At 40.5% G+C, this 26,033-nt stretch carries 20 protein-coding genes and 1 pseudogene; 14 read left to right on the forward strand and 7 right to left on the reverse strand.

Annotated features, from left to right (window positions below):
• Positions 1–66: 66 nt before the first annotated feature.
• The 4 genes from ACDZ28_RS24010 (at position 67) to ACDZ28_RS24025 (ending at position 8,525) form a co-directional block, all read left to right on the forward strand.
• The gene (locus tag ACDZ28_RS24010; protein WP_375102948.1) at positions 67–4,194 is read left to right on the forward strand and encodes an SdrD B-like domain-containing protein; all 4,128 of its coding nucleotides are present in this window, start codon (positions 67–69) and stop codon (positions 4,192–4,194) included.
• 311 nt (positions 4,195–4,505) lie between these two features.
• Entirely contained in the window at positions 4,506–4,835 is a 330-nt protein-coding gene (locus tag ACDZ28_RS24015) for an ArsR/SmtB family transcription factor (RefSeq protein ID WP_375102949.1), read from the forward strand.
• The gene (locus tag ACDZ28_RS24020; protein WP_042127759.1) at positions 4,835–5,251 is read left to right on the forward strand and encodes an SRPBCC domain-containing protein; all 417 of its coding nucleotides are present in this window, start codon (positions 4,835–4,837) and stop codon (positions 5,249–5,251) included. Before ACDZ28_RS24015 ends, ACDZ28_RS24020 begins: the two co-directional genes overlap by 1 nt.
• A 103-nt stretch (positions 5,252–5,354) precedes the next feature.
• Positions 5,355–8,525, forward strand: coding sequence for an ATP-binding cassette domain-containing protein (locus ACDZ28_RS24025; protein WP_375102950.1), 3,171 nt, complete (start codon positions 5,355–5,357; stop codon positions 8,523–8,525).
• 57 nt (positions 8,526–8,582) lie between these two features.
• On the opposite strand, the pseudogene ACDZ28_RS24030 reads toward ACDZ28_RS24025, so the two are convergent.
• Positions 8,583–9,131: pseudogene (locus ACDZ28_RS24030) on the reverse strand (TetR/AcrR family transcriptional regulator).
• 183 nt (positions 9,132–9,314) lie between these two features.
• On the opposite strand from ACDZ28_RS24030, the gene ACDZ28_RS24035 reads away from it, so the two are divergent.
• Complete coding sequence (locus tag ACDZ28_RS24035) at positions 9,315–10,475, forward strand: MFS transporter (protein ID WP_375102951.1); 1,161 nt, start codon at positions 9,315–9,317, stop codon at positions 10,473–10,475.
• A gap of 92 nt (positions 10,476–10,567) precedes the next feature.
• Here ACDZ28_RS24035 and ACDZ28_RS24040 read toward each other — a convergent pair whose 3' ends face one another.
• Entirely contained in the window at positions 10,568–11,032 is a 465-nt protein-coding gene (locus ACDZ28_RS24040; RefSeq protein ID WP_375102952.1) for a MerR family transcriptional regulator, read from the reverse strand.
• A gap of 121 nt (positions 11,033–11,153) precedes the next feature.
• On the opposite strand from ACDZ28_RS24040, the gene ACDZ28_RS24045 reads away from it, so the two are divergent.
• Together ACDZ28_RS24045 and ACDZ28_RS24050 are read left to right on the forward strand one after the other, a co-directional pair.
• The gene (locus ACDZ28_RS24045) at positions 11,154–12,005 is read left to right on the forward strand and encodes an aldo/keto reductase (RefSeq protein WP_375102953.1); all 852 of its coding nucleotides are present in this window, start codon (positions 11,154–11,156) and stop codon (positions 12,003–12,005) included.
• Between the two features lie 230 nt (positions 12,006–12,235).
• The gene (locus ACDZ28_RS24050; protein WP_375105403.1) at positions 12,236–13,162 is read left to right on the forward strand and encodes a VanZ family protein; all 927 of its coding nucleotides are present in this window, start codon (positions 12,236–12,238) and stop codon (positions 13,160–13,162) included.
• Positions 13,163–13,210: 48 nt separating this feature from the next.
• On the opposite strand, the gene ACDZ28_RS24055 is transcribed toward ACDZ28_RS24050, so the two are convergent.
• On the reverse strand, positions 13,211–14,245 hold the full coding sequence (locus tag ACDZ28_RS24055) for a PocR ligand-binding domain-containing protein (protein ID WP_375105404.1): 1,035 nt from the start codon (positions 14,243–14,245) through the stop codon (positions 13,211–13,213).
• Positions 14,246–14,447: 202 nt separating this feature from the next.
• Here ACDZ28_RS24055 and ACDZ28_RS24060 point away from each other — a divergent pair, with 202 nt between their 5' ends.
• Both ACDZ28_RS24060 and dhaK read left to right on the forward strand, forming a co-directional pair.
• Complete coding sequence (locus ACDZ28_RS24060) at positions 14,448–15,584, forward strand: glycerol dehydrogenase (RefSeq protein ID WP_375102954.1); 1,137 nt, start codon at positions 14,448–14,450, stop codon at positions 15,582–15,584.
• A gap of 1 nt (position 15,585) precedes the next feature.
• Positions 15,586–17,346 carry a dihydroxyacetone kinase subunit DhaK gene (gene dhaK / locus ACDZ28_RS24065; RefSeq protein WP_375102955.1) on the forward strand — a complete coding sequence of 587 codons (1,761 nt, stop codon included), beginning with the start codon at positions 15,586–15,588 and terminating at the stop codon, positions 17,344–17,346.
• Positions 17,347–17,424: 78 nt separating this feature from the next.
• On the opposite strand, the gene ACDZ28_RS24070 is transcribed toward dhaK, so the two are convergent.
• Entirely contained in the window at positions 17,425–17,766 is a 342-nt protein-coding gene (locus ACDZ28_RS24070; RefSeq protein ID WP_076120871.1) for a nitrous oxide-stimulated promoter family protein, read from the reverse strand.
• A gap of 341 nt (positions 17,767–18,107) precedes the next feature.
• On the opposite strand from ACDZ28_RS24070, the gene ACDZ28_RS24075 reads away from it, so the two are divergent.
• Both ACDZ28_RS24075 and ACDZ28_RS24080 read left to right on the forward strand, forming a co-directional pair.
• Positions 18,108–19,328, forward strand: a complete 1,221-nt coding sequence (locus tag ACDZ28_RS24075) for an IS256 family transposase (protein ID WP_076119303.1) — start codon at positions 18,108–18,110, stop codon at positions 19,326–19,328.
• 55 nt (positions 19,329–19,383) lie between these two features.
• On the forward strand, positions 19,384–20,319 hold the full coding sequence (locus ACDZ28_RS24080; RefSeq protein ID WP_375102956.1) for an HD domain-containing protein: 936 nt from the start codon (positions 19,384–19,386) through the stop codon (positions 20,317–20,319).
• Positions 20,320–20,339: 20 nt separating this feature from the next.
• Here the strand turns inward: ACDZ28_RS24080 and ACDZ28_RS24085 are convergent, their stop codons facing one another.
• Positions 20,340–21,353 carry a CapA family protein gene (locus tag ACDZ28_RS24085; protein ID WP_076120873.1) on the reverse strand — a complete coding sequence of 338 codons (1,014 nt, stop codon included), beginning with the start codon at positions 21,351–21,353 and terminating at the stop codon, positions 20,340–20,342.
• 122 nt (positions 21,354–21,475) lie between these two features.
• Between ACDZ28_RS24085 and ACDZ28_RS24090 the strand changes: the two genes are divergently transcribed.
• A complete protein-coding gene (locus tag ACDZ28_RS24090) occupies positions 21,476–22,375 on the forward strand; it encodes a glycerophosphodiester phosphodiesterase (protein ID WP_052414606.1) in 900 nt (299 codons plus the stop codon).
• A gap of 27 nt (positions 22,376–22,402) precedes the next feature.
• Here the strand turns inward: ACDZ28_RS24090 and ACDZ28_RS24095 are convergent, their stop codons facing one another.
• Together ACDZ28_RS24095 and ACDZ28_RS24100 are read right to left on the reverse strand one after the other, a co-directional pair.
• Entirely contained in the window at positions 22,403–22,972 is a 570-nt protein-coding gene (locus ACDZ28_RS24095) for a hypothetical protein (protein ID WP_375102957.1), read from the reverse strand.
• 143 nt (positions 22,973–23,115) lie between these two features.
• A complete protein-coding gene (locus ACDZ28_RS24100; RefSeq protein WP_076120875.1) occupies positions 23,116–23,985 on the reverse strand; it encodes an AraC family transcriptional regulator in 870 nt (289 codons plus the stop codon).
• Positions 23,986–24,108: 123 nt separating this feature from the next.
• Between ACDZ28_RS24100 and ACDZ28_RS24105 the strand changes: the two genes are divergently transcribed.
• Entirely contained in the window at positions 24,109–25,167 is a 1,059-nt protein-coding gene (locus ACDZ28_RS24105) for a Gfo/Idh/MocA family protein (protein ID WP_076120876.1), read from the forward strand.
• Positions 25,164–26,021: a sugar phosphate isomerase/epimerase gene (locus tag ACDZ28_RS24110; RefSeq protein ID WP_076120877.1), complete on the forward strand. Its 858-nt coding sequence runs from the start codon at positions 25,164–25,166 to the stop codon at positions 26,019–26,021. The genes ACDZ28_RS24105 and ACDZ28_RS24110 overlap by 4 nt, the downstream gene beginning before the upstream one ends.
• Positions 26,022–26,033 lie beyond the last annotated feature (12 nt).

Consider the following 26,033-nt stretch of genomic DNA (forward strand, 5'->3'; position numbering starts at 1 on the left):
ATAATAGATGTAGGTCATTTAAGTATGCAATTGAAAATGTTCAGTTGAGGAAGGAGATTAAGCTATATGGCTGCAACCATTACTGGAACAGTGTTTAATGATTTAAATCATAATGGGCAGTTTAATCCTGGTGAACCCGGGATTCCGAATGTTAGTGTTGTTCTATATAGTAATTCGAGTGGAACTTGTGTTTCTACGCTAACGAATGTCAATGGAGTTTATAGTTTTCCGATTACCGTTGCGGGAAGTTATTTCGTTTATGAGACGGTTACAGATTCGGGTGTTACTTGTCCGCCAACTACTTTTTCGCAGCCAAGTGGATTTACAATGTCAAATGGGCCAAGAAAACTGACCTTAACCGTTACAAAGTCTCAAATCAGCAATAATGCAACTTTAGCCAATCAGAACTTTAGCCATGATACTACAAATAATCCCTTAAGCTGTAATACAACAATGATTCAATTTGCAGGAAGACCTTCCGTTTGGTATTACCTCAATGTTGTAACAGGTGCAACCGTTATTCAAGGAACGGTTAGTCCACCTGTAGATATAAATGCAATCGGATATAATCCACTGGATAACTATATTTATGGATATGATCAGCTTAATAATAATCTCGTTCGAGTAGATAACAGTGGAAACGTCACTTCATTATTTCCACTGCCACCCGGATTTCCCTCGGACAGCTATACCACGGGAACCTTTGATTTGAATGGTTTCTTTTATATTTTTGTTAATAAAGAATCTCGATTTTATGTAATTGATCTCCGGCCAAACGCTTCTACTTATTTGAAGCTGGTAAACCCAGTCAATGAATTTTCCGAGCAAACCGGTAACTTTGGCGTTCCCTTGAGCTCGGCTCTAAATGTCAGCGGCTGGGTTTATAATAGCTCAGATAGTCGTCTATATGGCATCACACCAACAGGTGTGATGGAAAGAGTAAATCCTGCTACGGGTGCGATTACAAATATAACGACAACCCCACGTAACGCTGGACCGTTCGGAGCAGCGGCGATCGATTTTAACCATAATATTTATGCGATTTCTAATAGTACGGGTAATATCTATCGCTACACCATCGTTGGCAACACGGCTACGGCAACCCTATTCTCTAACACGGCAACTACTTCATTTAATGATGCTACCTTATGTCCTCAAGCTGTTATTAATTTGGACTTTAGTGACACTTCAGATACTGTATCAGGAAATGGACTTGTTCTCGGGACACAAATAACATCAGAGCTCGACGCGGATCAGAATTCTACTGTAACGGGTGACGATATATCGAAGGGGATTCAGATCGATGGACTTTCAGTTCCTCTCACAACACTTTCAGTAAGTGCCACCAGTTACACACTTCTTGCAACAGTGACCAATACAATCGGAAGTACAGCTAACTTATACGGATGGCTAGACTTTAACACAAACGGCATCTTTCAAGGGAATGAAGCGGCTCCGGTTCAGGTGGTATCTTCCCGGCCCGGAATACAAATTGTACCGTTAACCTTTACATTACCCCCTGGAGTAATTCTGGCGCCTACGCAAACTTTTGTCAGACTCAAATTTACGACGGATACGCTAGTGAACCAAAATATATCTCCGACAGCAGTGGATACAAGAAGCTTGGGAGCGGCATCTGACGGAGAGGTAGAAGATCATATTCTTGAGGTTAATAACATAGCAGATTTATTGGTAGACAAATCGAATACTCCTATTCCTGTTTTTCCGGGTCAAGAGCTGGAGTACTACATTAAAGTTATAAATAACGGACCGGATGCCGCTTTAAATGTTTTGTTAACCGATCTGATTCCACCGGAAGTCCTTAATCCAGAATACAGTCTAAACGGGGGAGCAACTTTCCTAGCATGGACTGGAAGCATAGGCTTGGGAACATTGCCAGCAAATGAATCCATTCCAGTTCTGATACGCGGGACGGTTAGCGATACTGCAGTGGGGACGATTATCAACACGGCAATCATAAGCAGTACTACTGAAGCCCCGGATCCAATAAATAACACATCAACTTCCTTTGCAACGGTGAATCAATCAGCAGATGTGTCCGTAATCGAATTAGCAGATCCAACACTTGCCGTCCCAGGAGATTTATTGACATATTCGATCGTTGTGTCAAATGAAGGACCATCATTAGCAGAGAATGTAATGTTAATCGATGCCGTACCTAGTCAAATGACGAATCCAGAATTCTCTGTAGATGGAGGCGTTACCTTTGATCCGTGGGACGGTTCTTATAACATAGGAACATTAATCAACGGGAATACAGTTATAATAATACTTCAAGGAATAGTATCTCATTCATCTGTTGGAACGATTATTAATACAGCAGCGATTAACTCCACAACACCCGATCCTGAATTGTCTAATAACACTTCGACATCTGTTACTCCGATTATCAATTCGGCTGATCTTACCGTTGAGAAAACAGCAATCACTTCTCCAGTCACTACAGGTCAAGTAATTACTCCCACTATTTTTACGACCATTGCAGAACCTTCTAATAGGGAAAATGTTACCTTAACGGAGGGGAGGACAGTAAATCCTTCTGCAGATTCGCCGAATATCAAAGAAGCTGACCCGGATCTGTTCAATACTGTGAGCGTTACTAATGACGACCCATCGGATACCGAGGGGGTTATGTTAATAGATGCTGTTCCTAGTAAAATCATTAACCCAGAACGCTCTGAAGAGTCTGCTACAGGAAACATTACGAATACGGTGATCGTAAGTTTATCTGCACCAGATCCAGATTCAACGAACAACACGTCAAGGACCGGTGCCCCAGTGAATGCATCATCGGATCTTTCTATCGTTAAAACATCGAGCTCGAGTACCGTTATTCCAGGACAATTGCTCACCTATAACTTGCTGGTAACGAATGAAGGCCCTTCTGATGCTGATAATGTGGTAGTTACAAATAGTGTACCAAATCAGCTTATTAACGTAGAGTTTTCAATCGATGGAGGAAGGACCTTTAATCCATGGTCGGGTTCCTATACGATCGGCACATTGGGAAACAGCTTTGGACTTACAATAATCATTCGAGGGACAGTTATCAACGAAGCGGTGGATACAATTACCAATACCGCAACCGTTGGCTCGACAACACCAGACCCGGATCCAACGAACAACACGTCAACCATCGTTATTCCGGTGAATGCATCTTCCGAGCTCTCCTTCGTTAAAATATCGACTGCGAATTCATCAGAGTTAAATCTATCGAATAACACATCAACAATCAGTACTCCAATCAACATTTCGGCGGATCTTTCAGTTGTAAAAACAGCGAGTCCAAATCCCGTAGCTCCCGGTCAACCCCTCACGTATACCGTTGTCGTGTCTAACACTGGACCGTCCAACGCTGAGAATGTAACTTTAATTGATGCGGTGTCTAATGTGCTTTCAAACGTAGAATTTTCTACGAATGGAGGAACGACCTTTGCTCCTTGGGGTGGTTCCTTGAGTATAGGCGCATTGTCAAATGGCGCTTCCATTACGATATTAATTAGAGGCATCGTGAACACTTTCTCTAGTGGACCAGTATCCAATACGGCAATCGTAAGTACCACAACAACGGATCTAAATCCTGCTAATAATACATCAACGGTTACGGTCAATATTATCGGAACAGCGAATGTATCCATTGTCAAATTTGGATGTGCGGACCGAGCTTGCCCGGGTCAGTTGATCAGCTATACATTAGTAGTATCTAATGCAGGACCTTCGAATGCAGAAAATGTAACTTTAACAGATATTGTTTCAAGTATGCTTAGAAATGTCGAGTTCTCTACGAATGGTGGATTGAACTATTCACCTTGGAGCGGTTCTTACGCATTAGGAACACTGGCTAACGGATCATCAGTCACGGTTATAATTAGAGGGAAAATAAGCTCTTTCGCAGAGGATATGATCTCTAATACGGCAACAGTGAGTGCATCAACACCAGATCCGGTACCAACCAATAATTCCTCGACATTCGTTATTCATATTCAGAAAGGCGAAGAATGCCAAAAGTGCGGTAAAGATCATAAATGTGATTCATGTAAAAACATCCGTAAACCTCACAAAATAAAGAGATGTAAAAAATGTACGAAAACTCATAAATGCGATAAATGCAGAAGAGCAGCGCAGAAACGAAAAAATCGTTCTCGAAAGGCTTTAAAATTGAAACGTAAATAATTAGAAGCGGGTACCCCATGATGGAGGTATCCGCTTATTTGTGTGTCTAATCTATTTATAGCGTTTAAGGGTAAATTGAAAGATCGTTCTCTTTCCTTCATGGATTGAATCTAACAAAACATTGTGGCATAAAAATATCATCCTCTTTGGGATATCGAATCTTAATCAGATAAGTAAAAATGGAAGGAATAGGAATCTTGACACGACACCATTTGGTGTCCTATAATCAAATAGACACCAAATGGTGTCCAATTACGTGCTGATGAAGTATAATCAGTTACACTACAGGTAATATTACGGAAAAGGTGGGGGTGGTTTTGAACGATAATAGTCAAGTGAGAGATGTATATGACGCAGTTGCAGATCCAACAAGGCGAAAATTACTTCAAATCCTGGCTGATGTTGATGAAATACCCCTACATGAAATCACGATTCATTTTGAAATGGGTCGTACTGCAGTTTCTAAGCACTTGTCTATTCTTAAAGATGCTAATCTTGTAGTTGCTCGAAAGGTTGGTAGAGAAACGAGGTATCGTTTGAATGCCAATCCATTGAAAGAAATTCGGGATTGGGTATCTTTTTACGAAGGCTTCTGGAAAGAAAGAATCGATAAACTAAAACTTTTATTGGAGGAAGAATAATGAAACCGGATGTATCCTTAGATTATCAATTTACTAGCTCCATCGAGAAGGTATGGAACGCTCTGACGGATTCAGATACACTTGCGAAATGGATTTGGAGCAATGACTTTAAGCCAGTCGTAGGGCATAAATTTCAATTTCGTGCAGAGCCAAATGAATGGTGGGATGGTATTGTTGATTGCGAGGTTCTCGTAGTAGACGAGCCACATACATTATCCTATACTTGGCATAGTGCTGGAGAAGGTACAACAGTTACTTGGACTTTGAGCAAAGAGGAAGATGGTAAAGTTCATCTGCACCTTGCTCAATCTGGATTTAGTGAGGAGACCAAAGCTCGCCAAGGCGCTATCGAGGGTGCTAAATATGCTTGGGCGAATATGGGCAGTCAGCTTGAAAAAGTATTAGCAGAACTGTAATTTCAAGAATAGGGCGCTTTTCTGAAACATGGAAAGTGCCCTTTTTAATGGGATAAATCATGGCAATACTACATGAAGAGAATGGAGATGAGATGATACCACTATGAAAATAAACCGATTAATTGCGAACAATATTAATAAGTTAGATGCAGTACTACCAGTAGATCAATCCCTAGGGATTGCTGGTTTGTCCGGTTCTGGTAAAACTACTTTTTGTCAAACCATCGGTGAAGAATCCAAGAAGCGTCTCGTTTCTTTATTGCCAAAGGCAGAATATCAGTATTTATTCCCTAACATTATGGAAACTAATTTCAGTGCGATTCAGATGGAAGAAATGCCGCTTGTACTTTTTCTAGGGAGATCATCCATTTCTTCTAATCCTCGATCAACTATTGGCACACATACGGGTGTGTTTACAGAGATTCGTGTTGCGATTGCTGAACAATATAACCTATCACCAGAGGTTTTTTCATTTAATAATGAACTAGGCTGGTGTCCAGATTGTAAAGGTCGCGGAACTACTAAAAATGTCGAATGTAAAAAGTGTAAGGGGAAGCGCTATAATCAAGAAACTGAACAATACAAAATGAAGTTATTGAATCAAGACATGAGTATTTCTGATATCAACGATTTAAGTGTCGAAACCATTTTATCTCTAGCAGAAGTGCTGAACATTAGTGAAGGTAAACAAAACATTCTAAAAAACATTATCCATATGAATATTGGTTATTTAACCTTAAATCGGATTATGGGTACTTTGTCAGGTGGAGAGTTAACACGACTTTACTTAGCTGAATTTATGGCAACCAGTGAAAACACCGTAATTATCATAGATGAAATCTCTGTGGGTCTGGATCACCAAACCCTTTTGAAAATATTAGAGCAGATTAAACAATTAGGTTTTAAGAATCAAATTTGGCTTATTGATCATTCGGACACGGTATTAGACATAATGGACGATCAATTGTTCTTCGGACCAGGTAGTGGGAAATATGGCGGGAAAATCGTTGAAGAATCACCACGTCCTGCGCCGATCAATGGGGAGATAAATCAGGCTACACCCACTGAATACTATCATTTTCATGATCTTTACTGTCGTAATGTTCAAATGGCTGAAATTCAGATCCCCCGTAATAGACTTGTAACATTCACTGGTGAATCTGGATGTGGTAAGTCTACACTGGTCAATGAGTGTATGTCCAAAGATTTTGTTACACGATATCCCAAAGATAAGCTGGTCATTGTGGGGCAAGATCGAAACCAATCGATTACCAGTCGGTCGACCGTTGCAACTTTTCTAGATATTAAAAGAAAACTCACTAAATACAGTGAAGAGATTGATGATATTTTTCAGCGCTCGATTGAAGATATTATTGATGAATTGCCAAATGAAGACATTGCTCATAAACGCTTAAGTTTATTGATCAAGCTTGGCCTTGGTTATTTGACGTTGGAAAGAAAAACACAGTCTTTATCAACAGGTGAATTTCAATGTGTCCATTTAGTTTCTGAGCTATTCGCGGGTTCAAGAAATCCGAGTACGCTATTCATCTTTGACGAGCCTTCCAAAGGGTTATCACAAAATATTCTAAATCAATTCATTGATAGCATTAGAGTTATTCTTCAGGATGAAACTGTATCCATTATGATGATTGAACATAACTCGTATATGCTGGAAAACTCTGATTTTATCGTTGATTTTGGCAAAAGACAGCTTGAACCCGTGGAGCATCTCGATGTTGTCAGCCATGAAGAATATTATCGTCAACACAACAATGAAACGACTGTCGCTCCATTGCAGATTTCTTCAACACTGCGTCAAGAAAATGGTGTTAACTACTTAAAAGATGATCAAATTGCCTATTTTAAAAATGCTGAAAATATCTATAAAGGCGGCATCTTAAAAAGCTTATCCTCTATGGCGCGTTTGATTTATGGTGAATACGAATCGGATACCATTGCACCTGTCATCGCTATTGATCTAGAACGCCACTTATATAGTCAATATACTTTTCTGTATGAGATTGGTGGCTTGATTAACCATATTGTAACGGCGCATCCCACCAATAAAGATACGAGTAGCTTCGATTTCTATTATCAAGACAATCATTGTCCATGCTGTAAGGGACGTCGAGTCGTTGAAAAGTTTGATTTTGAAGTTGTCCTTCAGGACAAAAATATACCGTTTTGGGAGGGCTTATTGCATCCAGATGCAATGGATATCCTAAAATTCTATCAATTCCCCAAAATAAAATTCATCTTTGAAGAGATTAAGAATGAACTCGGACATGATCTCAGCAAAAGTTATAATGAGATGACGGATGCAGAAAAGCATACTTTTTGGTACGGGTATTGGGAAAAGTCATTTTATGATAAGGCAAGCAAAGCAACGAGGACTTGGGAAGGCTTTAATTACATCATTGGGAACTACATGGTGATATCGAAGGCTATTATTAAAGAGCATATCAAACAATCTAAAATAATGATTACCTGTCCAATCTGTCAAGGAACCGTACTTAATCATCATAAGAAGCTAAAGTTTGGTGACACGGATATTCGTGAGATCATTGGACAACCTCTCGAACAAGTGATTAGAACTGTTGGTGAATTAGCGGCACTCCAAAAAATGAAAGCCATTGTCGGCGGCGATATGCTTCTGACAGAGGAAGTTTCTCTTTTACCAAGGGAAACACAAGTTGCTCTGAAAATGCTTGAACTAGAGCTGGCAAGCTTTGCACACTATGAAATGGTGTTGCAAAATGCCTTGCCTTTCTGGGGAATAATTAGCAATAGTATAGAATCCATTAGCATAAATAATCGAATCACCATTTGTGATTTTGACAATATCACCGAAACCAGAGAAAACATCATTGATAAGTATTTCACGAATGGAAAATACAAAAAGCTGACCTATGTTTATGAAGCGTTTGGTTACAAAAAATTGGTCACTTTAATTAATAAGATAAAAGCTAGTCAACCATGTCCATTCTGTAAAGGAAAGAAAGTTATATCAGAAGATGGACTCCACGATGGCGTTTATAAGTTAACGATTCCATGTGTTAGTTGTTATGCAAGTGGAATTAATGATGAGGGCCGGAAGGAAATCGTTGAAGGTATTGATGTTCAGACCTGGCTAACAGGCAATGTAAGTGATGTTGTGTCTGAAGGCTCAAATATTGGAGCAGTGGCAGATATTCCAATTTTCAATCGTATTCGTGAGTTGAACAAACAAGAAATGATGGCCGTTTATCAATATCTTGAAGATAATAATTAATAAAAGCCCAACTTCTCTATTGGTTTACGGAGAAGTTGGGCTTTTGGGTTTAGAAACTTAAGATAGGTTATTATCCAATAAAATTTCCAATTGTTTTTCCATAACGTCAGGTGGATAAGGCATTTGGTTTGTAAACCACCATTCCACGATCCCTACATACGCTGGTGCAATAAACTGAAGAATAACGTCTTCGTACAACCCCTGTTTTTTTCCCTCTGACATCTCCCATTCACTCTTGATATCCTCGATGACAAACTCAAGAAACCGACTCCGAAAGAAGGGAGCTCCTTTACTAGATAACATCGCTGAAAAAAAAAATAATTATGTTCGAAATATTCAAACCAGGTCAACTTATGATGTGCTGAGCTTATTTCCGATTCTGAACTGCAGGATTCTCTAAGTTCATTGATATGTTCCTCAATTAACTTATCTAATAAATCATATTTATCCTCGTAATGCAGATAGATTGTTCTTCGACTAACATCCGCTCTGTCAGAAATATCTTTTAGCGTTATAGCATCGAATTTTTTTTTCAGACATCAGTTCAGTCATTGCTTTTTTTATGGCTGCCTGAGATTTAAGAATTCTTCTATCAACCTTTGTCACGTAGAGTCACCAAACTTTCTTGCAGATAATAAACAGATCAAAGCAATGTGTGAATTATTACACGGATCACGGATATTTGCTAATTGAAGAAACTTAACTCATCAATAATAATACACATGAGAGTAATAATTCACTAGCGTTTACTTTCGAGCATAAAAAAATATATATGGGTAAGGGGTTAATATGGCAAAACAAAATCATTTGTATTTACTTATTCTAGTTATTGGAGTCTTCGGAATCCTAACAACTGAAATGGGGGTAATAGGAATATTACCTCAAATAGCAGATAACTATCATGTTTCAGTGTCCAAAGCAGGGCTGTTAGTTAGTCTCTTTGCACTTGCTGTTTCGATTGCTGGTCCTACGATGCCGTTATTATTCTCAAGTTTAAACCGGAAAAAAGTTATGTTGCTTGTACTTGGTATTTTTATTCTTGGGAATATCATTTCCATTTTCACATCAAACTTTAATGTGCTATTAATTGCTCGTGTGATTCCAGCCTTTTTTCATCCAGTTTATTGTTCGTTGGCTTTGACAGTAGCTGCTACTTCAGTCAGTAAGGAAGAAGCTCCAAAAGCTGTTTCTAAAGTCATGTTCGGCGTGACAGGAGGGATGGTTCTTGGTGTACCCATCACTAATTATATTGCTAGTCAAAGTTCTGTAGATATGGCGATGTTATTCTTTACAATCGTAAACGCCCTAGTATTCATAGCGACGTTATTATTTGTACCCTCTATGCCAGTGAAAGAAAGGCTTTCATACGGATCTCAAATAAGCGTATTAAAAAAGCCGATGGTTTGGTTAGCCATTATTGCGGTCGTACTTATTGGATCAGCAACAGCTAGTGTTAATAGTTATATCGCAGAGTATTTGGAGACCATCACACATATTTCAGGGAAGACGTTAAGTTTAGTGTTATTGTTATATGGTTTGGCCAGCTTGGTCGGAAACTTTGCAGGGGGAAGATTACTCTTTAAAAATACGATAAGAACAGTCATAACATTTCCAATTATATTAGGAATCATTTATCTATTATCATTAGTAACGGGTTCGTCCACAGGACCTATGATCATAACAGTTTTATTATGGGGTTTGTTCTATGCAATAGGTAATCTGATCAGTCAATACTGGATTTCATCCGCAGTTCCAGAGGCCCCTGATTTTGCTAATGGGTTGTTCCTGTCCTGTGGTAACTTAGGAATAACCATAGGTACAGCAGTAGGCGGATTATTTATATCAGGAATGGGTACACAGTACATCGTTTTAGGAGGAGTGTTATTTTTGGCATTGAGTTTATTCACGATTTTTCTGAGAATTTACTTTTTTAATCCTGCTAAACAGTAGTTAAGACAGCCATTAGAACAAGAAAAATGCATCGAGTCCATAGACCCGATGCATTTTTTTATAATTGTTCATAAAGCTTCCCATCAACAGGTTTATTTCCTGGGGCAATAGCTAATTTCCCGATAGGTGGGTTGTTCATCTGTCACTTGTTCTTTAGAAGTGTCCGCCCATTTCGCAGGATTTGTGTCATCCGGGATTACATGATTGATAATGTCTAGATAATGACTGGCTTTGTCTTCCATATATTTGACTTTAAGCTTGGCCTCTTCCAACTGAGCTACAGCTGCTGCTTTATACTCCATTATGATCTGATAACGTTCATGAATGGTAGAATCGCCTAGTAAACACAAGTCTACATAGCTTTTAATGTCTTCTACTGACATCCCACATTGTTTGAGATATTTTACACCTGTAAGCCAATTAATAGAGTCGTCATCAAAAAGACGTATATTATTTTTGTCCCGTTGTATCGTTGGGACTAAACCCTTATCTGTATAGTAACGAATGGTATGTTCAGTCAGACCAAGCAGCTTGGCAACTTCCTTCACAGTATACATTGTAATTCCTCCTTAGAATGAATGCGAAAAAAATCTGCATCGCTTGACTTCGTGTTACTCGAACCTGTTAGGCTAATTATTGTAATCTGAATCACAGAACATGTAAATAGGAGGATTTCATATGCAAACAGTAACGCTGAACAATGGTGTAGAGATGCCTATCCTTGGTTTTGGTGTCTATCAAATGAATGATGCTAGAGAATGTGAAGAGAGCGTTTATGAAGCTATTATGGCAGGATATCGCCTAATTGATACTGCAGCAGCTTACCAAAATGAAGAAGCAGTTGGTAGAGCTATCAAACGCAGTGATGTACCTAGAGAAGAAATATTTATTACTACAAAACTTTGGATTCAAGATGCCGGGTATGAAAATACAAAGAAAGCATTTGCCAAATCGCTCGATAGATTACAAATGGATTATGTAGATTTATATTTAATTCATCAGCCATTTGGTGATGTTTATGGCTCCTGGCGTGCTATGGAGGAATTGTACCGTGAGGGGAAGATCAAGGCGATTGGAGTCAGCAATTTTCAAATGGATCGTCTGATTGATTTGATTGCCCACAATGAAATCACACCAGCAATCAACCAAATTGAAACTCATCCTTTTCAGCAGCAAATCGAAAGTGCGAATTATATGAAAGAGAAGAATGTGCAGATTGAGTCTTGGGGACCTTTTGCAGAAGGAAGAAACAATCTTTTTCAAAATGAAGTATTAATTTCAATCGCTGAAAAACATCAGAAATCCGTTGCTCAAGTAGTTTTACGTTGGTTAACCCAAAGAGGCGTGATTGCCATTCCAAAATCTACTCATAAAGAACGAATCATCGAAAACTTTAATATTTTTGACTTCAAATTAAACCAAGAAGATTTGGAAAGAATAGCTGCGTTAGATACGAAACAAAGTGTATTCTTTTCGCATAACGATCCCGAAATCGTAGAAGGGCTTGCTAAACATAAATTTGATATTTAATTCTCATATATCACGTCAAGGGGTGTTCCAAAAGCTATGAAAAGGCTGCCGGGGCACCCTTTTTTTGACCTGATCTAACCTCCTGCGATATGAGGTTGTTTTGATAAAGTGATGTCTTATTATTGAAATAAGCTTTGAATGACTAAATCGTCACCTTCTGTGTCACTGGAAAGTCACTTTGGAGAGCTATACTGATTCCATCGACATATGGAAGGAATTGTGAAGTGATTATGGGAGTTAAATTGCGCAAAATTCTTGTTATAGGAACTATTTTGTATACGCTTTTGATCTTATATTTTTTGTTTCTTGCTTTCAATAGAGTAGAGCATGCAACAAGCCAGTATGGATACACGTTTATGTTGATTCCAGAAAGTGTTCCGCTTCGTTTTCCCAATCTCACTGACCTATCCTTTTCTTGGATTTATAACTTTGGGAACATCGCTGCCTTTATTCCTTTTGGCGTATTATTTCCCTTGTTGTATCGTACTCATTTTAAAAAGTTTATTTGTTTGTTTATCTTAACGATTTTTGTGTTGGAGACTCTTCAAGCTTTAACTTTTTTAGGTTCCTTTGATGTAGATGATGTCATTTCCAATACGTTAGGAGCAATGATCGGATTTTGCGTCTATAAGATAGGATTTATTTCAAAAATCACTTGGAAATCACTTATTAAATCGGCTTTAACTGTTGTTGTTCTATTGATTGGAATCATGGGAATCTCTGAGATCATTGATGTAACTCTAGAGAAAAGTGAAAGACCTATACAGGGATTACAAACACTGAAACAACTTACTGGAAGTATGCCCATCACGCATGATCTTCCCAGCTTCACTATTGCAGGTGAAAAAATCATACCAAAATTGAACTTGTATAGCAGTGAGGGTAAAGAAATTAAAGAATACAAATACACTTTGGATGATAAAAAAGAGGTGTTGCTATATTACAACTTTGGTTTCCCTGATCATGTTGATTCTAATAGTGAACTCATTATTGCAGTTGATGGTAACGTAATGCTTCAATCGACTGAACAATATAGTCCACAAGCTGAGCTTATAAATACAGCGTTAGTTACCGTAAGCGAAATAACCATTACCCTCAAAGGGAATGTGAAGCTATGGGATGTAGGATTCAGTGAAATGAAACACTGGTGGGAATGAGGAGTTAACCCTTCGTTAATTTTATTAACGGAGGGTTTGTTTTGCTGATCAACTCATATACATATTCCGGTATACAGCCGGGGTGAGGTTTTCGAACCGTTTGAATGTTTTAATAAAATAACCAGTATCACAAAATCCTAAATCATCGCTCACTTGATTAATAGGTGCGTCAGTGGTTTCCAGCAACTGCTTGGCCCATTCAATTTTGAGCCTGGCAACGAAGAGGGAGAAGTTCTCACCTGTTTCTTTTGTAAATATGCGACTGAAATAACTAGGGCTGATATGACAAAGCTTGGCCATTTCTTTTAGGCTGAAATTTTCATTTTTGTGAGCATAGATGTAATCGAACGCAGGCTGAAGCACTGAATTTGTAGAGACGAACCTTTGAGCCCCATTTTTCAATTTGGTCTCGATGAGCGCCCCTGACAGTTCTTGCTGGATAGATTGGATTTTGCGATACGCACGGTCTGTCTCGTCAAAGGTTTCTGCTGAAGCAGTTGTGTCAATATTTGAGGTCAGCACTCTTTTGTACAAATCAACTGTGGTACGTTTCTGAATGGCTTCTTCTACGATATAGGTGCTCAACTGAAGCAGCAGATCAACGCACTTCGTTACTTCATCATAGGATAAGACAGGGAGTGCATCATAATCCTCTTTGAGCGAATTAAACTTCTTGTTCGCCTCAACATTAGGTGGCCTAGATACAATCTGCTCCAGATGTGACACGTCAGGTTCACGAAGCTTAAGCTGTCCGGCCATAATTGCACCCAAATATTGATCGTCAATAATAATTGGAATGGCAATATCGATAATGTTGAAATGGCATAAGTAAATATAAGGCTTGTTCTGGCGAACAGCTTCAATGCCGGCACGAGCATCACATTTTTGACAGTACTGAGAGAGGTTAGAATCCTGACGCACGCCTTGACAGAAAGGCTGACAGAAGCTGTGCTTAGTCACAGGAACACCTTTATAATCAACGGTAAGGATGGCCATTTTAGTAACAAGTGATAAGGAGTCCTGCAATTTCTCCCATTTCTTCAAATCAATAATTTCTTCTAAATTAAAGCGAGATTTGGGCATCATGATATTCTCCTAGGAAAGTTATAGAAACATAATGAACATTATAGCGAATTTATGCACAAAAGGACAAGATAATACAATTTCTAAAAGAGTGGACAAAAAAACATGATAAGAAAACGCTTTATTTAGACCTTATTGTTTCATGCATATCGAAATAGAGCAATCTATAATAATAACTATATACAACCTAGGAGGAATGAAAATGAGAAGAGCGTTTATCAGTCCGACGAAATATGTGCAAGGTGAGAATGAACTTTTGAATTTAGGTTATTTTGTAAAAACCTTCGGTGATTCTGCACTGCTCATTGCACATCCAGATGATGTTACACGTGTGAAAGATAAATTGGAATCCACTAAACAGAAATTTAATATAACGCTTGTTGAAAGCGGCTTTCATGGGGAATGCTCAAGACAAGAGGTTGCAAGATTGCAGGCTCTAGCCAAGGAACATCAATGTGCATGTACGATTGGTTTGGGTGGAGGTAAGGCGATCGATACAGCAAAATGCGTAGCAGAGGGAGAAGCGCTGATTATCGTTCCGACATTAGCAGCCACGGATGCACCCACAAGCCACTCTGCAGTACTCTATACCCCAGAAGGCGAATTCGATGATTATGCTTATTTCAAGCAAAGTCCAAGTGTAGTCATGATCGATACAACAGTCATTGCCAAAGCGCCAACAAGATTTCTTGTTGCTGGGATGGGAGATGCACTGTCCACTTATTTCGAAGCAAGAGCTACCGCGAATTCTTACTCCAATGTGAATGCGGGATTACCTTGCGGGGTTCGTGAAGGTGTTTGTGGGGAAGCTAAAGGAACGATAACAGCGCTAGGTCTTGCCAGACTGTGCTATGACACTTTGCTTGAAAATGGTTTCAAGGCAAAGCAGGCCTGCGATTTGAATATTGTAACACCAGCCTTGGAGAATATCATTGAAACGAATATTTTATTATCGGGACTGGGCTTTGAAAGTGGAGGCTTGGCAGCGATTCATGCGATTCATAATGGTTTAACAGCATTAGAGGGTACGCATCATTATTATCATGGTGAGAAGGTAGCCTTCAGTACAATTGCTCAATTGGTGCTTGAAAATGCGGACCGTACGGAATTAAGAGAAGTATTGGACTTCTGTCTGTCGATTGGTCTTCCAGTGTGCTTAGAAGATATCGGAGTAGAGCATGTAACTTACGAAGAACTTCTTGAGGTTGCTAAAAAAGCTTGTATTGCTGAGGAATCCATTCATTCTATGCCGTTCCCAATTACGGAGGAGGCGGTAGCATCGGCGATTATGGCTGCTGACCAACTAGGCCGTCAATATAAACTAAGTAAGGAGCTTTAAGATGAAGAAAATTATGAACAAGCCGGAAACGCTAGTCCGGGAGATGTGCAACGGACTTGTCTTAGCGCATCCTGAGCTGGATTTCAACGATAAATTTAAAGTGATTTCTAAAAAAGAGATCAATGCCGATAAAGTTACGCTTATTAGCGGTGGTGGAAGCGGGCATGAACCAGCCCATGCCGGGTTTGTAGGTAATGGTATGTTGGATGCAGCCGTGTGCGGTGATGTGTTTGCTTCTCCGTCTCAGATTCAGGTCTATCAAGCGATCCGCCGCTCTGCGAGCCAAAAGGGTACGTTGCTGATTATTAAGAACTACAGCGGTGACATCATGAACTTTAAAAATGCGGCTCATCTCGCAAGTGAAGATGGTATACAAGTGGAATATGTCAAAGTAGACGATGACATTGCTGTTGAAGACAGCCTGTATACTGTAGGGAAACGAGGGGTTGCCGGAACCGTTCTCGTTCATAAAATAGCTGGGGCTGCAGCAGAAGCAGGGCTGTCCTTGACGGAAGTGAAAGAAGCGGCGCAACATGCGATTGACCATGTTCGCACCATCGGCTTCGCCTTTACATCTTGCACCGTTCCTGCCAAAGGAACTCCGACGTTTCATATCGAAGAGGATGAGATGGAATACGGTGTAGGAATTCACGGTGAACCTGGAATTCGCAGAGAAAAAGCCGTGTCAGCGGATGAACTGGCGCAGCGAATGGTTACGTCCTTGCTGAGCAACTTGCAGATGAACGATGAGTCACAGCAAGAAGTTGCTGTTCTAATCAATGGATTTGGTGGAACACCACTGCAAGAGCTTTATTTATTGAATAATTCTGTGATCCGTGAATTGACGGCCAAGAATAAGAAAGTGTTTAAAGTATTTGTCGGTAACTATATGACTAGCATCGATATGGCCGGCGCATCAGTGTCGATTATGAAGCTGGATGAGACGCTGAAGAAATGGTTGTCTGCTCCGTGTGATACACCGGCATTGTCGGTTAAAGGTTCATTTGAGCCCGTGAATTATACCGAGATCATCAAGGAAGAGAAAGCAGACAGCACGGTTTCTTTCAAGAATAATACGAATGCTGAAGCTGCGGTAATTAAGAACAACCAGTTCTCCTTGCAAAATATTGTTTATTTGATTGATCAAATGAGTGAGGTCATTATTGAGAATGAGGTGCCTTTCTGTGAGCTAGATGCCCATGCCGGAGATGGTGATTTTGGGATGAGCGTAGCCAAGGGCTTTAAGCAGTTGAAAGTAGAATGGGAAGATATTTTAGCTCATCATCTCAGCAATATCGGTGATTTCCTTGATGCTTGTTCTTTGATCATTATGGAGCATTGTGGTGGAGCATCTGGACCGATCTGGGGATCGGGCTTCCGTGCAGCGAGCAAGACTGCGCAGCAAAAGCAGGAGTTGTCCATCCAGGATTTTGCCAATATGATGCAAGCTGTAGTTAAAGGGATTCAGGATACGGGTGAAAGATCCTTCGGGAGAGGTGCTGTCGTTGGCGACAAGACATTAATTGATGCGCTTGTACCTTTTGCGGATGCCTGGACACAAAGCGCAGAACATGGTGATGATATTAAAATGGCAGCAATCAAAGCTGCGGAAGCCGCAGTTCTCGGTGCCCAGAAGACTTCGGACGTCGTTGCCCGTATGGGAAGAGCAGGTACGGTGGGGGAACGCAGCATTGGGTATCCGGATGCGGGAGCCTACGCGCTTGGTGTTATATTCACAGAGCTGGCAAAAGCAATGAGATAAGTACGAGAACGCACCAGGCAATTGAATAGGATTAAAAACAGCAACAGTCATTGACTGCTGCTGTTTTTATTTATATGCTTATTTTCTTAACTTCCCTGGTAGTGGGATATGCCTAATCGACTCAACTGGATGGTAGAGTAACATCCATGGACCTGAGAAACGCATAACTTCTTTAATTCTTTGCCGATACTCCTGTTTGTAACAATGGATAGGGCACTTTGCACATGCTGTTTTGTCTTCCCCGAATTGACAGAGAGATAATCTTTTTGTTGCATATTCATTTAAGCCCTGACATTCCTCGCATAACCCTTTTTGATGATGTTTTTTCTTACAATATATACGGATCATTTTTTCAACAATTTCTTTTTCTTTTCGAATTTTCGGACCATCATTTAACTGCCTTTTTGTTTGTGCTGCCATGTTAATACGAATCCTTTCAATGTTATAAAAATGTATTCTACGATAACTATATCATTAGATTTTTAATGGGAGCGGGTACTTATTTAACATTTCTATGGCATTTGCTATGAAAATAAGTAAAGAAACTTGTCGATGAATGAGGTAAAATCTTTTAGTGAAGTGAGGGCGGAAAGTATGAGTAATATAAATACTGATCGATACATTGCACAATTAACAGGTAGTGATGAACTATGGGAACCTTTGTGGGGACTTAAAACCAGATTAACGGGAGTCTGTAAAATATATTGTGTAAACTCTCAAACCCATTAAAATGGAAGTAAGAGAAAGGTTGGGGAGAACACATGGGACTTTGGACAAAACAGCAGTTACGGGAATTTATTAAGGAAAACAATTTGGTAAGCGCACAGGATGCGCAGAATGCTCTAAAAGAGCTGTTTGCGGAGACGATTCAGGAGATGCTGGAAGCCGAAATGGATACTCATTTGGGCTATGGAAAGCATGAGGTGAAAGCGAAGCTCACGCCAAACAGCCGTAACGGAAAGAGCCGTAAAACCGTAGTCAGTGAGTATGGTGAGCAGGAAATCGCTATTCCTCGGGATCGGTTGGGCGAGTTTGAGCCCTTGGTCGTCAAGAAGCATCAGTCGAATGTAACGGGCATCGAAGAACAAATTATTGCGCTGTATGCGAAAGGGATTAGCACCCGAGAAATTCAGGACCATTTAGGGCAGATGTATGGTATTGAGGTATCTCCAACGCTCATTTCCAATGTCACGAACAAGATTGTGCCTCTCATTAAAGAATGGCAGAACCGGCCTCTGCAAGGGGTCTATGCCGTCGTCTATTTGGATGCGATCCACTTCAAAGTCAAGCAAGATGGGGCCATTATCAATAAGGCTGCCTACATGGTCATTGGCATTGATCTGGACGGAAACAAAGACGTGCTGGGGATGTGGATTGGTGAGAATGAGTCCTCCAAGTTCTGGCTGAGTGTGCTGAATGAACTGAAGAATCGCGGGGTTCAGGACATTCTCATTATCTGCGTGGATAACCTGTCCGGATTCTCTCAAGCGATTGCCGCCTGCTATCCTCAAACGGAAATCCAGAAGTGTATTATTCACCAAATCCGCAGCTCCACACGGTACGTGTCGTACAAGGATATTAAGAAGGTAACAGCCGACTTAAAGCCTATTTACAAGGCAGCTACCGAGGAAGGTGCCTTGCTTGAACTCGACCGTTTCGAGGAAGTTTGGGGAGCGAAATATCCCCTCATTATCCGTTCCTGGCGGACCAATTGGGACGAACTCGCTACCTTTTTCAAGTACCCGCCTGAGATCCGCAAACTGATTTACACCACCAATATGATTGAGAGTTACCACCGTCAGCTTCGTAAAGTGACGAAGGGAAAAAGCATCTTTCCCACAGATGAGGCGCTACTAAAAATGCTCTATCTGGCCACCGTCGACGTCACTCGGAAATGGACAGGACGTGTCCAAAACTGGGGGCAAATGCTGCTCCAGCTGTCGGTCTTTTTCCCCGATCGGGTCGGTCAACACTTGCGTTAAATTCGCGACTTCCCCCTCGGGGGAATCTGTGCTTAAAAGAGTTTACACAAAATTATTGACAGACCCATTAACGGAAACAGAATCCTATTTATTAAATTCGTTCCCGGTACGCAGACTGCATTTTATTCATCATAGCGGATGCAGCTACATCAATACACAACATGTCGCCACCCGGTTACAGCACACTCTTGGAGTATTTTCTTTAGTTGCCTACTATTGTCCGGATTGGTATGAACTAAGGATTGCTGCGCTATTACACGATATTGGACATAGCCCCTTCAGCCATGTTTTAGAACAGATAGAGGGTATTGATCACCATAAAAGAACAAATGAGTTGCTATATTCCCCTGAGATAAGTGATATCCTTTCAAAAGATAATTTTGAACCGTGTGTGATATTAGATTTAATTGAGGGTAATACAATAAGTCCCCTACGAAATAAAGATAATAAGATCCATTTGGATCATCTGGATTCATGGGTGAGGAGTGCACAAATCACGGGGCTTCTACAATCACCTGCTCAGCTATTACCTAAATTAGAATTAGAGGGCAACTATATTTCGACGGATGTTGATACTGCTGAGTTATTATTACAATTTATTATTTCTGAAGCAAAGTTTCATTGTTCGGAAGTTAATATCGGGCCGAATGTTATTCTAAAACATTTAGTTTCTAAACTAATCGATCATAACGTTGTAGCTGTCGAGGCTATCAGTGAGATGACGGATTCCAGGCTAGAGACTTTATTATTAAGCTGTGAACAGACAAAAGAAGAGGCTAATCGCTTGTTTTACCATTCACAAGAAATAAAGGTCAGTCGTAAAGCAGAAAACGATGCTTCCAATCAATACAGTTTTGTTCTGAATAAACTATATTTATCCGAACCCGTCATCAAAGATGGAGTGGTCTTAGTCAATTCATTAACTTCATATCCGATGCTCGAGCGATTAAGTTCGTTTTTGGGTACATACCTTATTAGTTGGAATGACTAAATGATTGTGAGTTGTCGTCTTTATGGCCACTTTAAAATATCTATAGTATGCTTCAACATACGATTTAAGCGATTTCTCCGTTCCGTTATTAAATCTGTGTTCTTTAACGTATCATGGATGGGAATGACCTCAGAAATTTGTTTACCGCCTTTTGTTATCCTTCGATCGACGCAAGTTGGGATGTAATTTATGTCCGTTATACTCGTGTTACCATTATTGTCCTTTTTAATGGTGAGCGTAAGAATGATTCCGCTTTGTGTAAATGGATTATTCTTAAGCTTAGTCGAAACAAAATTACCTAGGGAATAACTAACGAATTTCTTTTTCCCCTGAACGGATATCGGTTGCAGCACGTGTGGGTGAGATCCCAAAACGATGTTTGCACCATTCTTAAGAAAGAGGCTTGCCAGTTGCTTTTGCCTCTTATTAGGTGTGTACTGATATTCTTTTCCAAAATGCATATAAAGTAAGACCAGATCGACTTTCTTTTTTAAATCTCGAATTTCTCTAAGTATTTTATTGGTTTCTATCCGATTGACTAACCATGGCTGTTGAATAGGTACAGGGATTCTATTGGTTCCTGCAGTGTAAGAGAGGATTCCAATTGTAATCCCACTAACGTTTTTGATTAGCGTACGCTTTGATTCTTGTACAGATCTTGATGTACCGGTATGATCGATTCCACTACGGTCTAATACTCGTAATGTCCGAATCAGACCCGAGGCACCATAATCCATACAGTGATTGTTCGCTGTTACTAATACATCAAATCCAGCTTCTTTTAGCGCCGGTGCTAATTCGTCCGGGCACTTGAATGTTGGACCGCCAGATCGTAGACTTTTTCGACATTCTCGTCCGTTTCCTGGAAAGGTGGTTTCGAGATTACCGATGGTTAGATCCGCCTGTCTTAGATAAGGAGTTACTTTTGCGAACAGGGGAGTGAACGAATAGGTTCCGTCCGATTGTTTAGCATCAGAAATAATGTAACGCTTGACCATAAGGTCTCCTACAGCAGCTATTTGTATTTCGGTCATCTGTATCCACCTTTTTTCGTTTTCATATAGAATATGGAAGAAAGGTGTTATGGGTTATTTTTTTGGCAAAATGGACATCAAGTAATATACACTAATTTTTTTATAAAGAAGAGGGAAGCTTTATGCAAAGGATTCAAGATTCTAAAATGTACTTTATATTTATTCACATCTTTCTGTTGATTTTATTGTGTACCTCCATGTATGCCTATTCTCCGTGGATTCGTACGAAAGTGAAGGAAATTCTTGAGCCAGCGGACAAAGTATATACCATTGCTCACCGTGGCGCTTCAGGATATGCGCCTGAGAATACTATACCTGCATTTGAACTTGCCATGAATATGGGGACCGATTATATCGAGTTAGACATACAGTTAACTAAGGATCGTGTTCCTGTAGTTATTCACGATGAAACGATTAATCGCACGACGAATGGAACGGGTTATGTTAAAAATTTCACCTTGGAGGAGCTTTCGAAATTAGACGCCGGCTCATGGTTTAACGAACAGTATCCCATGTTTGCTAGGGATCAATATGCTGGATTACGTATTCCGACTTTAGAAGAGGTATTTGAAACGTTTGGAAAAGATGTGGACTATATGATTGAAATTAAAGAACCCGCTTTGAATCCGAACATCGAAACCATCTTAAACGAACAAATTGAAAAATATAATCTGTCAGATCATGTTTCCGTACATTCATTTAGTGAGACGAGTTTACGTAGATTGCATTCCATTAACCCGGAGATTCCTCTTTATCAAATTGTTTGGTATAATATTCCGGTTTATAAAATACCAGAATCTTATATCAACCGAGTAAAAACGTATGCAGTTGGCATAAGTCCTAACTTTCAAAGAATAAATTCATCCTATGTTGCACAGGTGAAAAATGCTGGGCTAAAGGTATTTCCATATACAGTGAATTATCAAGTCAATATGGACAAAGCCGTGATTTGGGGCGTAGACGGGGTACATACCAATTTTCCTGACCGTTTTAACGAAGTGATTAAGAATAATAAGAAGTAAGGAAACCCTAATTCATCTATCGGGAATTCATATTCCAAATACATCGATTTCGGAAACAGGAAACCATATTTTTGAATCCACATCTTTAAAAAACACTTGAATAGTATAGGTGCCTTTTGCATTAAAGGAATATGTAAACTCGTTGGTTTTGAACCAAAAGTTTTCTTCACTTTTCTTAATTTGTTGATTATCTATGGTTTCTGTTTTATCCGTAGGATCGGTGATCGTAAGTTTTATATCTGATATTTCTGTCTTCAAATGATCCACTTGTAATAAAGTTGAAAAAGCAAAGCGGGCAGGACTTTTTACCTTACCAAAGATCTCTCCATTGTTATCAAGCAATACCATATTCACATTTGGCTTGTAGATTCGAACCTTTTTACTTGTTTCGTCCAAAGTAATTAAAGCAAACAAATTTTTAGAAAGCTGTTCAGCAGGTAAGAGGATATCTCCCTCGGATAATATTGCTGCCTGTTTTTGAATCGCGTTATTGAAATAGAATGAAACTTCTGATTGGTTTGATGCGGCATAAATCATTGTTCCCGGTAAAATCATTATGCAAAGTACTAATACAGTCAGTTTTATTATTTTTCTCAATGATTTCCCCTCCTATAGAGCTTTATGTTAATTATACCCATAAGATGGAAGATAGTTTCTCTTGTGGTATGGATCTATAAGAAGGGACCAATTGCAATCTTCTGTGAGCAGAGAAAATGTGAGAATAGGGGCAAACATGCTAACTAGAACCCTCTCACCTTGCTAGGGGTTACTTTTCTATGCTTTTTGAAGGTTCGGCTGAAATAGTAGATGTCGCTGAAGCCAGAAGTGGTAGCGATTTCAGAAATTGTTAACTGGGTATGCCTTAGCAAATAATCTGCACGGTCTAAACGGATAGCGTTTATATATTCCGATATCGTATGCCCAGTTAATTCCTTGAAGAGACGACTGAAATGGAAGCGGCTTAACCCTGTTAGTGCCGCAAGTTCGTCAACTTGAATCGGTTCCTGGTAATGGGTATCGATATAACGTAATACAGGTGCGAAGCGTTCGACGGTTTTACTGCGTCTTTCTTGCTCAGCCTGTGAGAGTACGGTGACGATATGTCTGCGCAATAGCAGCGTTAGCAGACGGTATAGCTCCGACTTGACAGCCAGCTCATACCCAAATTCGCGAAGTTCCAGTTCTCGAATAATCGCCAGTGCACAGTCTGTAATGTTCTGATCCCCCCGAATATGGTTACGTAACAGCAGCTGGTTCTGCTGAATGGGGGCGATGAACTTGGTCTCGGCAGCGTCGCTTACCGCACTATGCAGCAAAGAAGTATCTGCAATAATTGCATAATACAATAAATCAGAAGAAGCGCTAACTCCATAATGCAGCTCATTGCTGTTCACGGCAACTAAGTCACCAGCCCTGACCCTGATTGGTGTCCGTCCGCATTCAAATACTGCCTCACCGCTTTCAATAAATAGAAATTCCAGATGCTCATGCCAATGATGTGAGAACAGTACAACTCCCTCTTGGTTGAAGCGCTGAGTATGTACTTTAATCGGAAACTCGGGATCTGGCATATCCATGGATTCTTGTAGATGTTTATCATAGTCGAGCATATATGGACTGCACCTCCTATAGCACAATTGTACAAATGAAACCGCAAGGCTCTGCATGGTGTTTAGGGTTGAAATCATTATAATACGAATCATACCCAATGCAAAATAAAGGAGCGAGTGTTGATGAATATACTCAAAATCGGTGTAATAGGTACGGGCTCTATCTCCGGTATGCACTTAAGTGCTTATCGGGATAATCCGCAGACGACCATATATGCGGTTTGTGACCTGAATGAAGAGCGTGCACGTGCAGTTGCTACTGAGTATAACGTCGAAAAAGTATACACAGATTACCGTGAATTGCTGGCTAATACCGAAATAGATGCAGTCAGTATCTGTACATGGAACAACTCTCATGCTGAGATCAGCATTGCGGCCCTTGAGGCAGGCAAGCATGTGCTTGTAGAGAAACCGCTTTGTCGCACGGTCGAAGAAGCACTTCAGGTTCAGAAGGCAGTGGAAAAGAGCGGAAAGATCTTGCAAGTAGGCTTTGTAAGACGTTATGACTCTAATGCCCAGCTACTTCAGACATTGGTGGAACAAGGAGAATTCGGCGAAATCTACTATGCGAAGGCTACGACGTTCCGGAGACTTGGCAATCCCGGCGGCTGGTTCAGTGATATTGAACGTTCCGGCGGCGGACCTCTGATCGATATCGGCGTCCATGTGATCGATCTATGCTGGTATTTGATGGGCCGTCCGAACCCAGTATCAGTAAGTGCCAATACCTACCGGAAGCTCGGCAATCGTTCTAATATCAAGAATCTTTCTTTTTATAAAGCCGCTGATTACGACGCAGCGAACAATACGGTGGAAGATTTGGCAAATGCACTGATTCGTTTTGAGAATGGAGCTTCGCTGATGGTCGATGTCAGCTTTACACTGCATGCCAAAGAGGACGAGCGTTCGGTGCGCCTGTACGGTGAGAAGGGCGGATTTGAAATTGATCCTGAGATAGTCCTCGTCAAAGAACTGTCGGATACGATTATCAATACCTATCCGCAGACCGATCATAAGGGGTTTGAGTTCAACAGTGCATTCCAGAATGAGATTAACCACTTTGCGAACAACATCAGCAACGGCTCTACACCGATTAGTCCTGTACAGGACGGCGTTACAATCATGAAGATTCTCGGCGCGATCTATGAATCCGCTGCCAAAGGCGAAGAGGTGAAACTATGAAGCTAGGAATTAGTACCTACAGTTTGCATTCAGCTTTTTCAACGGGTGAGCTCACGATTGAAGGAGTCATTGAGACGATCGCCGATCTGGGCGCGGAGCATGCGGAGATTGTACCCTTGGGCATCAATTTGGTTGAGAATCCTGAGCTAATTGATCAGATTGTACGAACGGCAGCAGGTCGTGGACTAGAGTTGTCTAATTATGCTATCGGGGCGAACTTTGCCGGGCTGGAGACAGCGGAAAGACAGCGGGAAGTCGAACGGGTAAAACGGGAAGTAGATGTCTGTGCGGCATTAGGTATTAAGAAGATGCGGCATGATGTAGCTTCGTCAGAAGATCTCTCAATTACGCACTTTTTGGAAGAGCTTCCACGTTTGGCTGAAGCCTGCCGAGAAATTGCCGATTATGCCGCAGGTTTGGGCATTACGACCAGCGTGGAGAATCATGGATACTTTATTCAGCACAGCGATCGTGTACAGGCGTTGGTTCACGCAGTAGGAAGAGATAACTTCCGTACAACACTCGACATTGGTAACTTCCTGTGCGCAGATGAGGATCCGCTTATTGCTGTGACTAACAATATTAAGCTTGCTTCGATGGTACATTTCAAAGATTTCTATATTCGTCCGCAGGATCGCCAGCCTGGCGAAGGTTGGTTCCAGTCCTCCGGTGGGAACTGGTTGAGGGGTGCCATCGTTGGCCAAGGAGACATCGATATGCCTAGTGTCATTCGAACCGTTAAGGGAAGCGGTTACGACGGATATATCTCTGTAGAATTCGAGGGAATGGAAGAGTGCCGCAAGGGAACAAGACTTGGGTTGGAATACATCAAGCGGGTTTGGAACCAAATCTAATTCATTTTAAGG

The sequence above is a fragment of the Paenibacillus sp. RS8 genome (assembly GCF_041956825.1).
Taxonomy (GTDB): Bacteria; Bacillota; Bacilli; order Paenibacillales; family Paenibacillaceae; genus Paenibacillus_AQ.

Bases quoted from the DNA above. Each gene is read 5' to 3' on its own strand.
- ACDZ28_RS24010 (WP_375102948.1), top strand. From the start codon at position 67: ATGGCTGCAACCATTACTGGAACAGTGTTTAATGATTTAAATCATAAT.
- ACDZ28_RS24020 (WP_042127759.1), top strand. From the start codon at position 4,835: ATGAAACCGGATGTATCCTTAGATTATCAATTTACTAGCTCCATCGAG.
- ACDZ28_RS24025 (WP_375102950.1), top strand. From the start codon at position 5,355: ATGAAAATAAACCGATTAATTGCGAACAATATTAATAAGTTAGATGCA.
- ACDZ28_RS24035 (WP_375102951.1), top strand. From the start codon at position 9,315: ATGGCAAAACAAAATCATTTGTATTTACTTATTCTAGTTATTGGAGTC.
- ACDZ28_RS24040 (WP_375102952.1), bottom strand. From the start codon at position 11,032: ATGTATACTGTGAAGGAAGTTGCCAAGCTGCTTGGTCTGACTGAACAT.
- ACDZ28_RS24045 (WP_375102953.1), top strand. From the start codon at position 11,154: ATGCAAACAGTAACGCTGAACAATGGTGTAGAGATGCCTATCCTTGGT.
- ACDZ28_RS24050 (WP_375105403.1), top strand. From the start codon at position 12,236: ATGGGAGTTAAATTGCGCAAAATTCTTGTTATAGGAACTATTTTGTAT.
- ACDZ28_RS24055 (WP_375105404.1), bottom strand. From the start codon at position 14,245: ATGCCCAAATCTCGCTTTAATTTAGAAGAAATTATTGATTTGAAGAAA.
- ACDZ28_RS24060 (WP_375102954.1), top strand. From the start codon at position 14,448: ATGAGAAGAGCGTTTATCAGTCCGACGAAATATGTGCAAGGTGAGAAT.
- dhaK (WP_375102955.1), top strand. From the start codon at position 15,586: ATGAAGAAAATTATGAACAAGCCGGAAACGCTAGTCCGGGAGATGTGC.
- ACDZ28_RS24070 (WP_076120871.1), bottom strand. From the start codon at position 17,766: ATGGCAGCACAAACAAAAAGGCAGTTAAATGATGGTCCGAAAATTCGA.
- ACDZ28_RS24075 (WP_076119303.1), top strand. From the start codon at position 18,108: ATGGGACTTTGGACAAAACAGCAGTTACGGGAATTTATTAAGGAAAAC.
- ACDZ28_RS24085 (WP_076120873.1), bottom strand. From the start codon at position 21,353: ATGACCGAAATACAAATAGCTGCTGTAGGAGACCTTATGGTCAAGCGT.
- ACDZ28_RS24090 (WP_052414606.1), top strand. From the start codon at position 21,476: ATGCAAAGGATTCAAGATTCTAAAATGTACTTTATATTTATTCACATC.
- ACDZ28_RS24100 (WP_076120875.1), bottom strand. From the start codon at position 23,985: ATGCTCGACTATGATAAACATCTACAAGAATCCATGGATATGCCAGAT.
- ACDZ28_RS24105 (WP_076120876.1), top strand. From the start codon at position 24,109: ATGAATATACTCAAAATCGGTGTAATAGGTACGGGCTCTATCTCCGGT.
- ACDZ28_RS24110 (WP_076120877.1), top strand. From the start codon at position 25,164: ATGAAGCTAGGAATTAGTACCTACAGTTTGCATTCAGCTTTTTCAACG.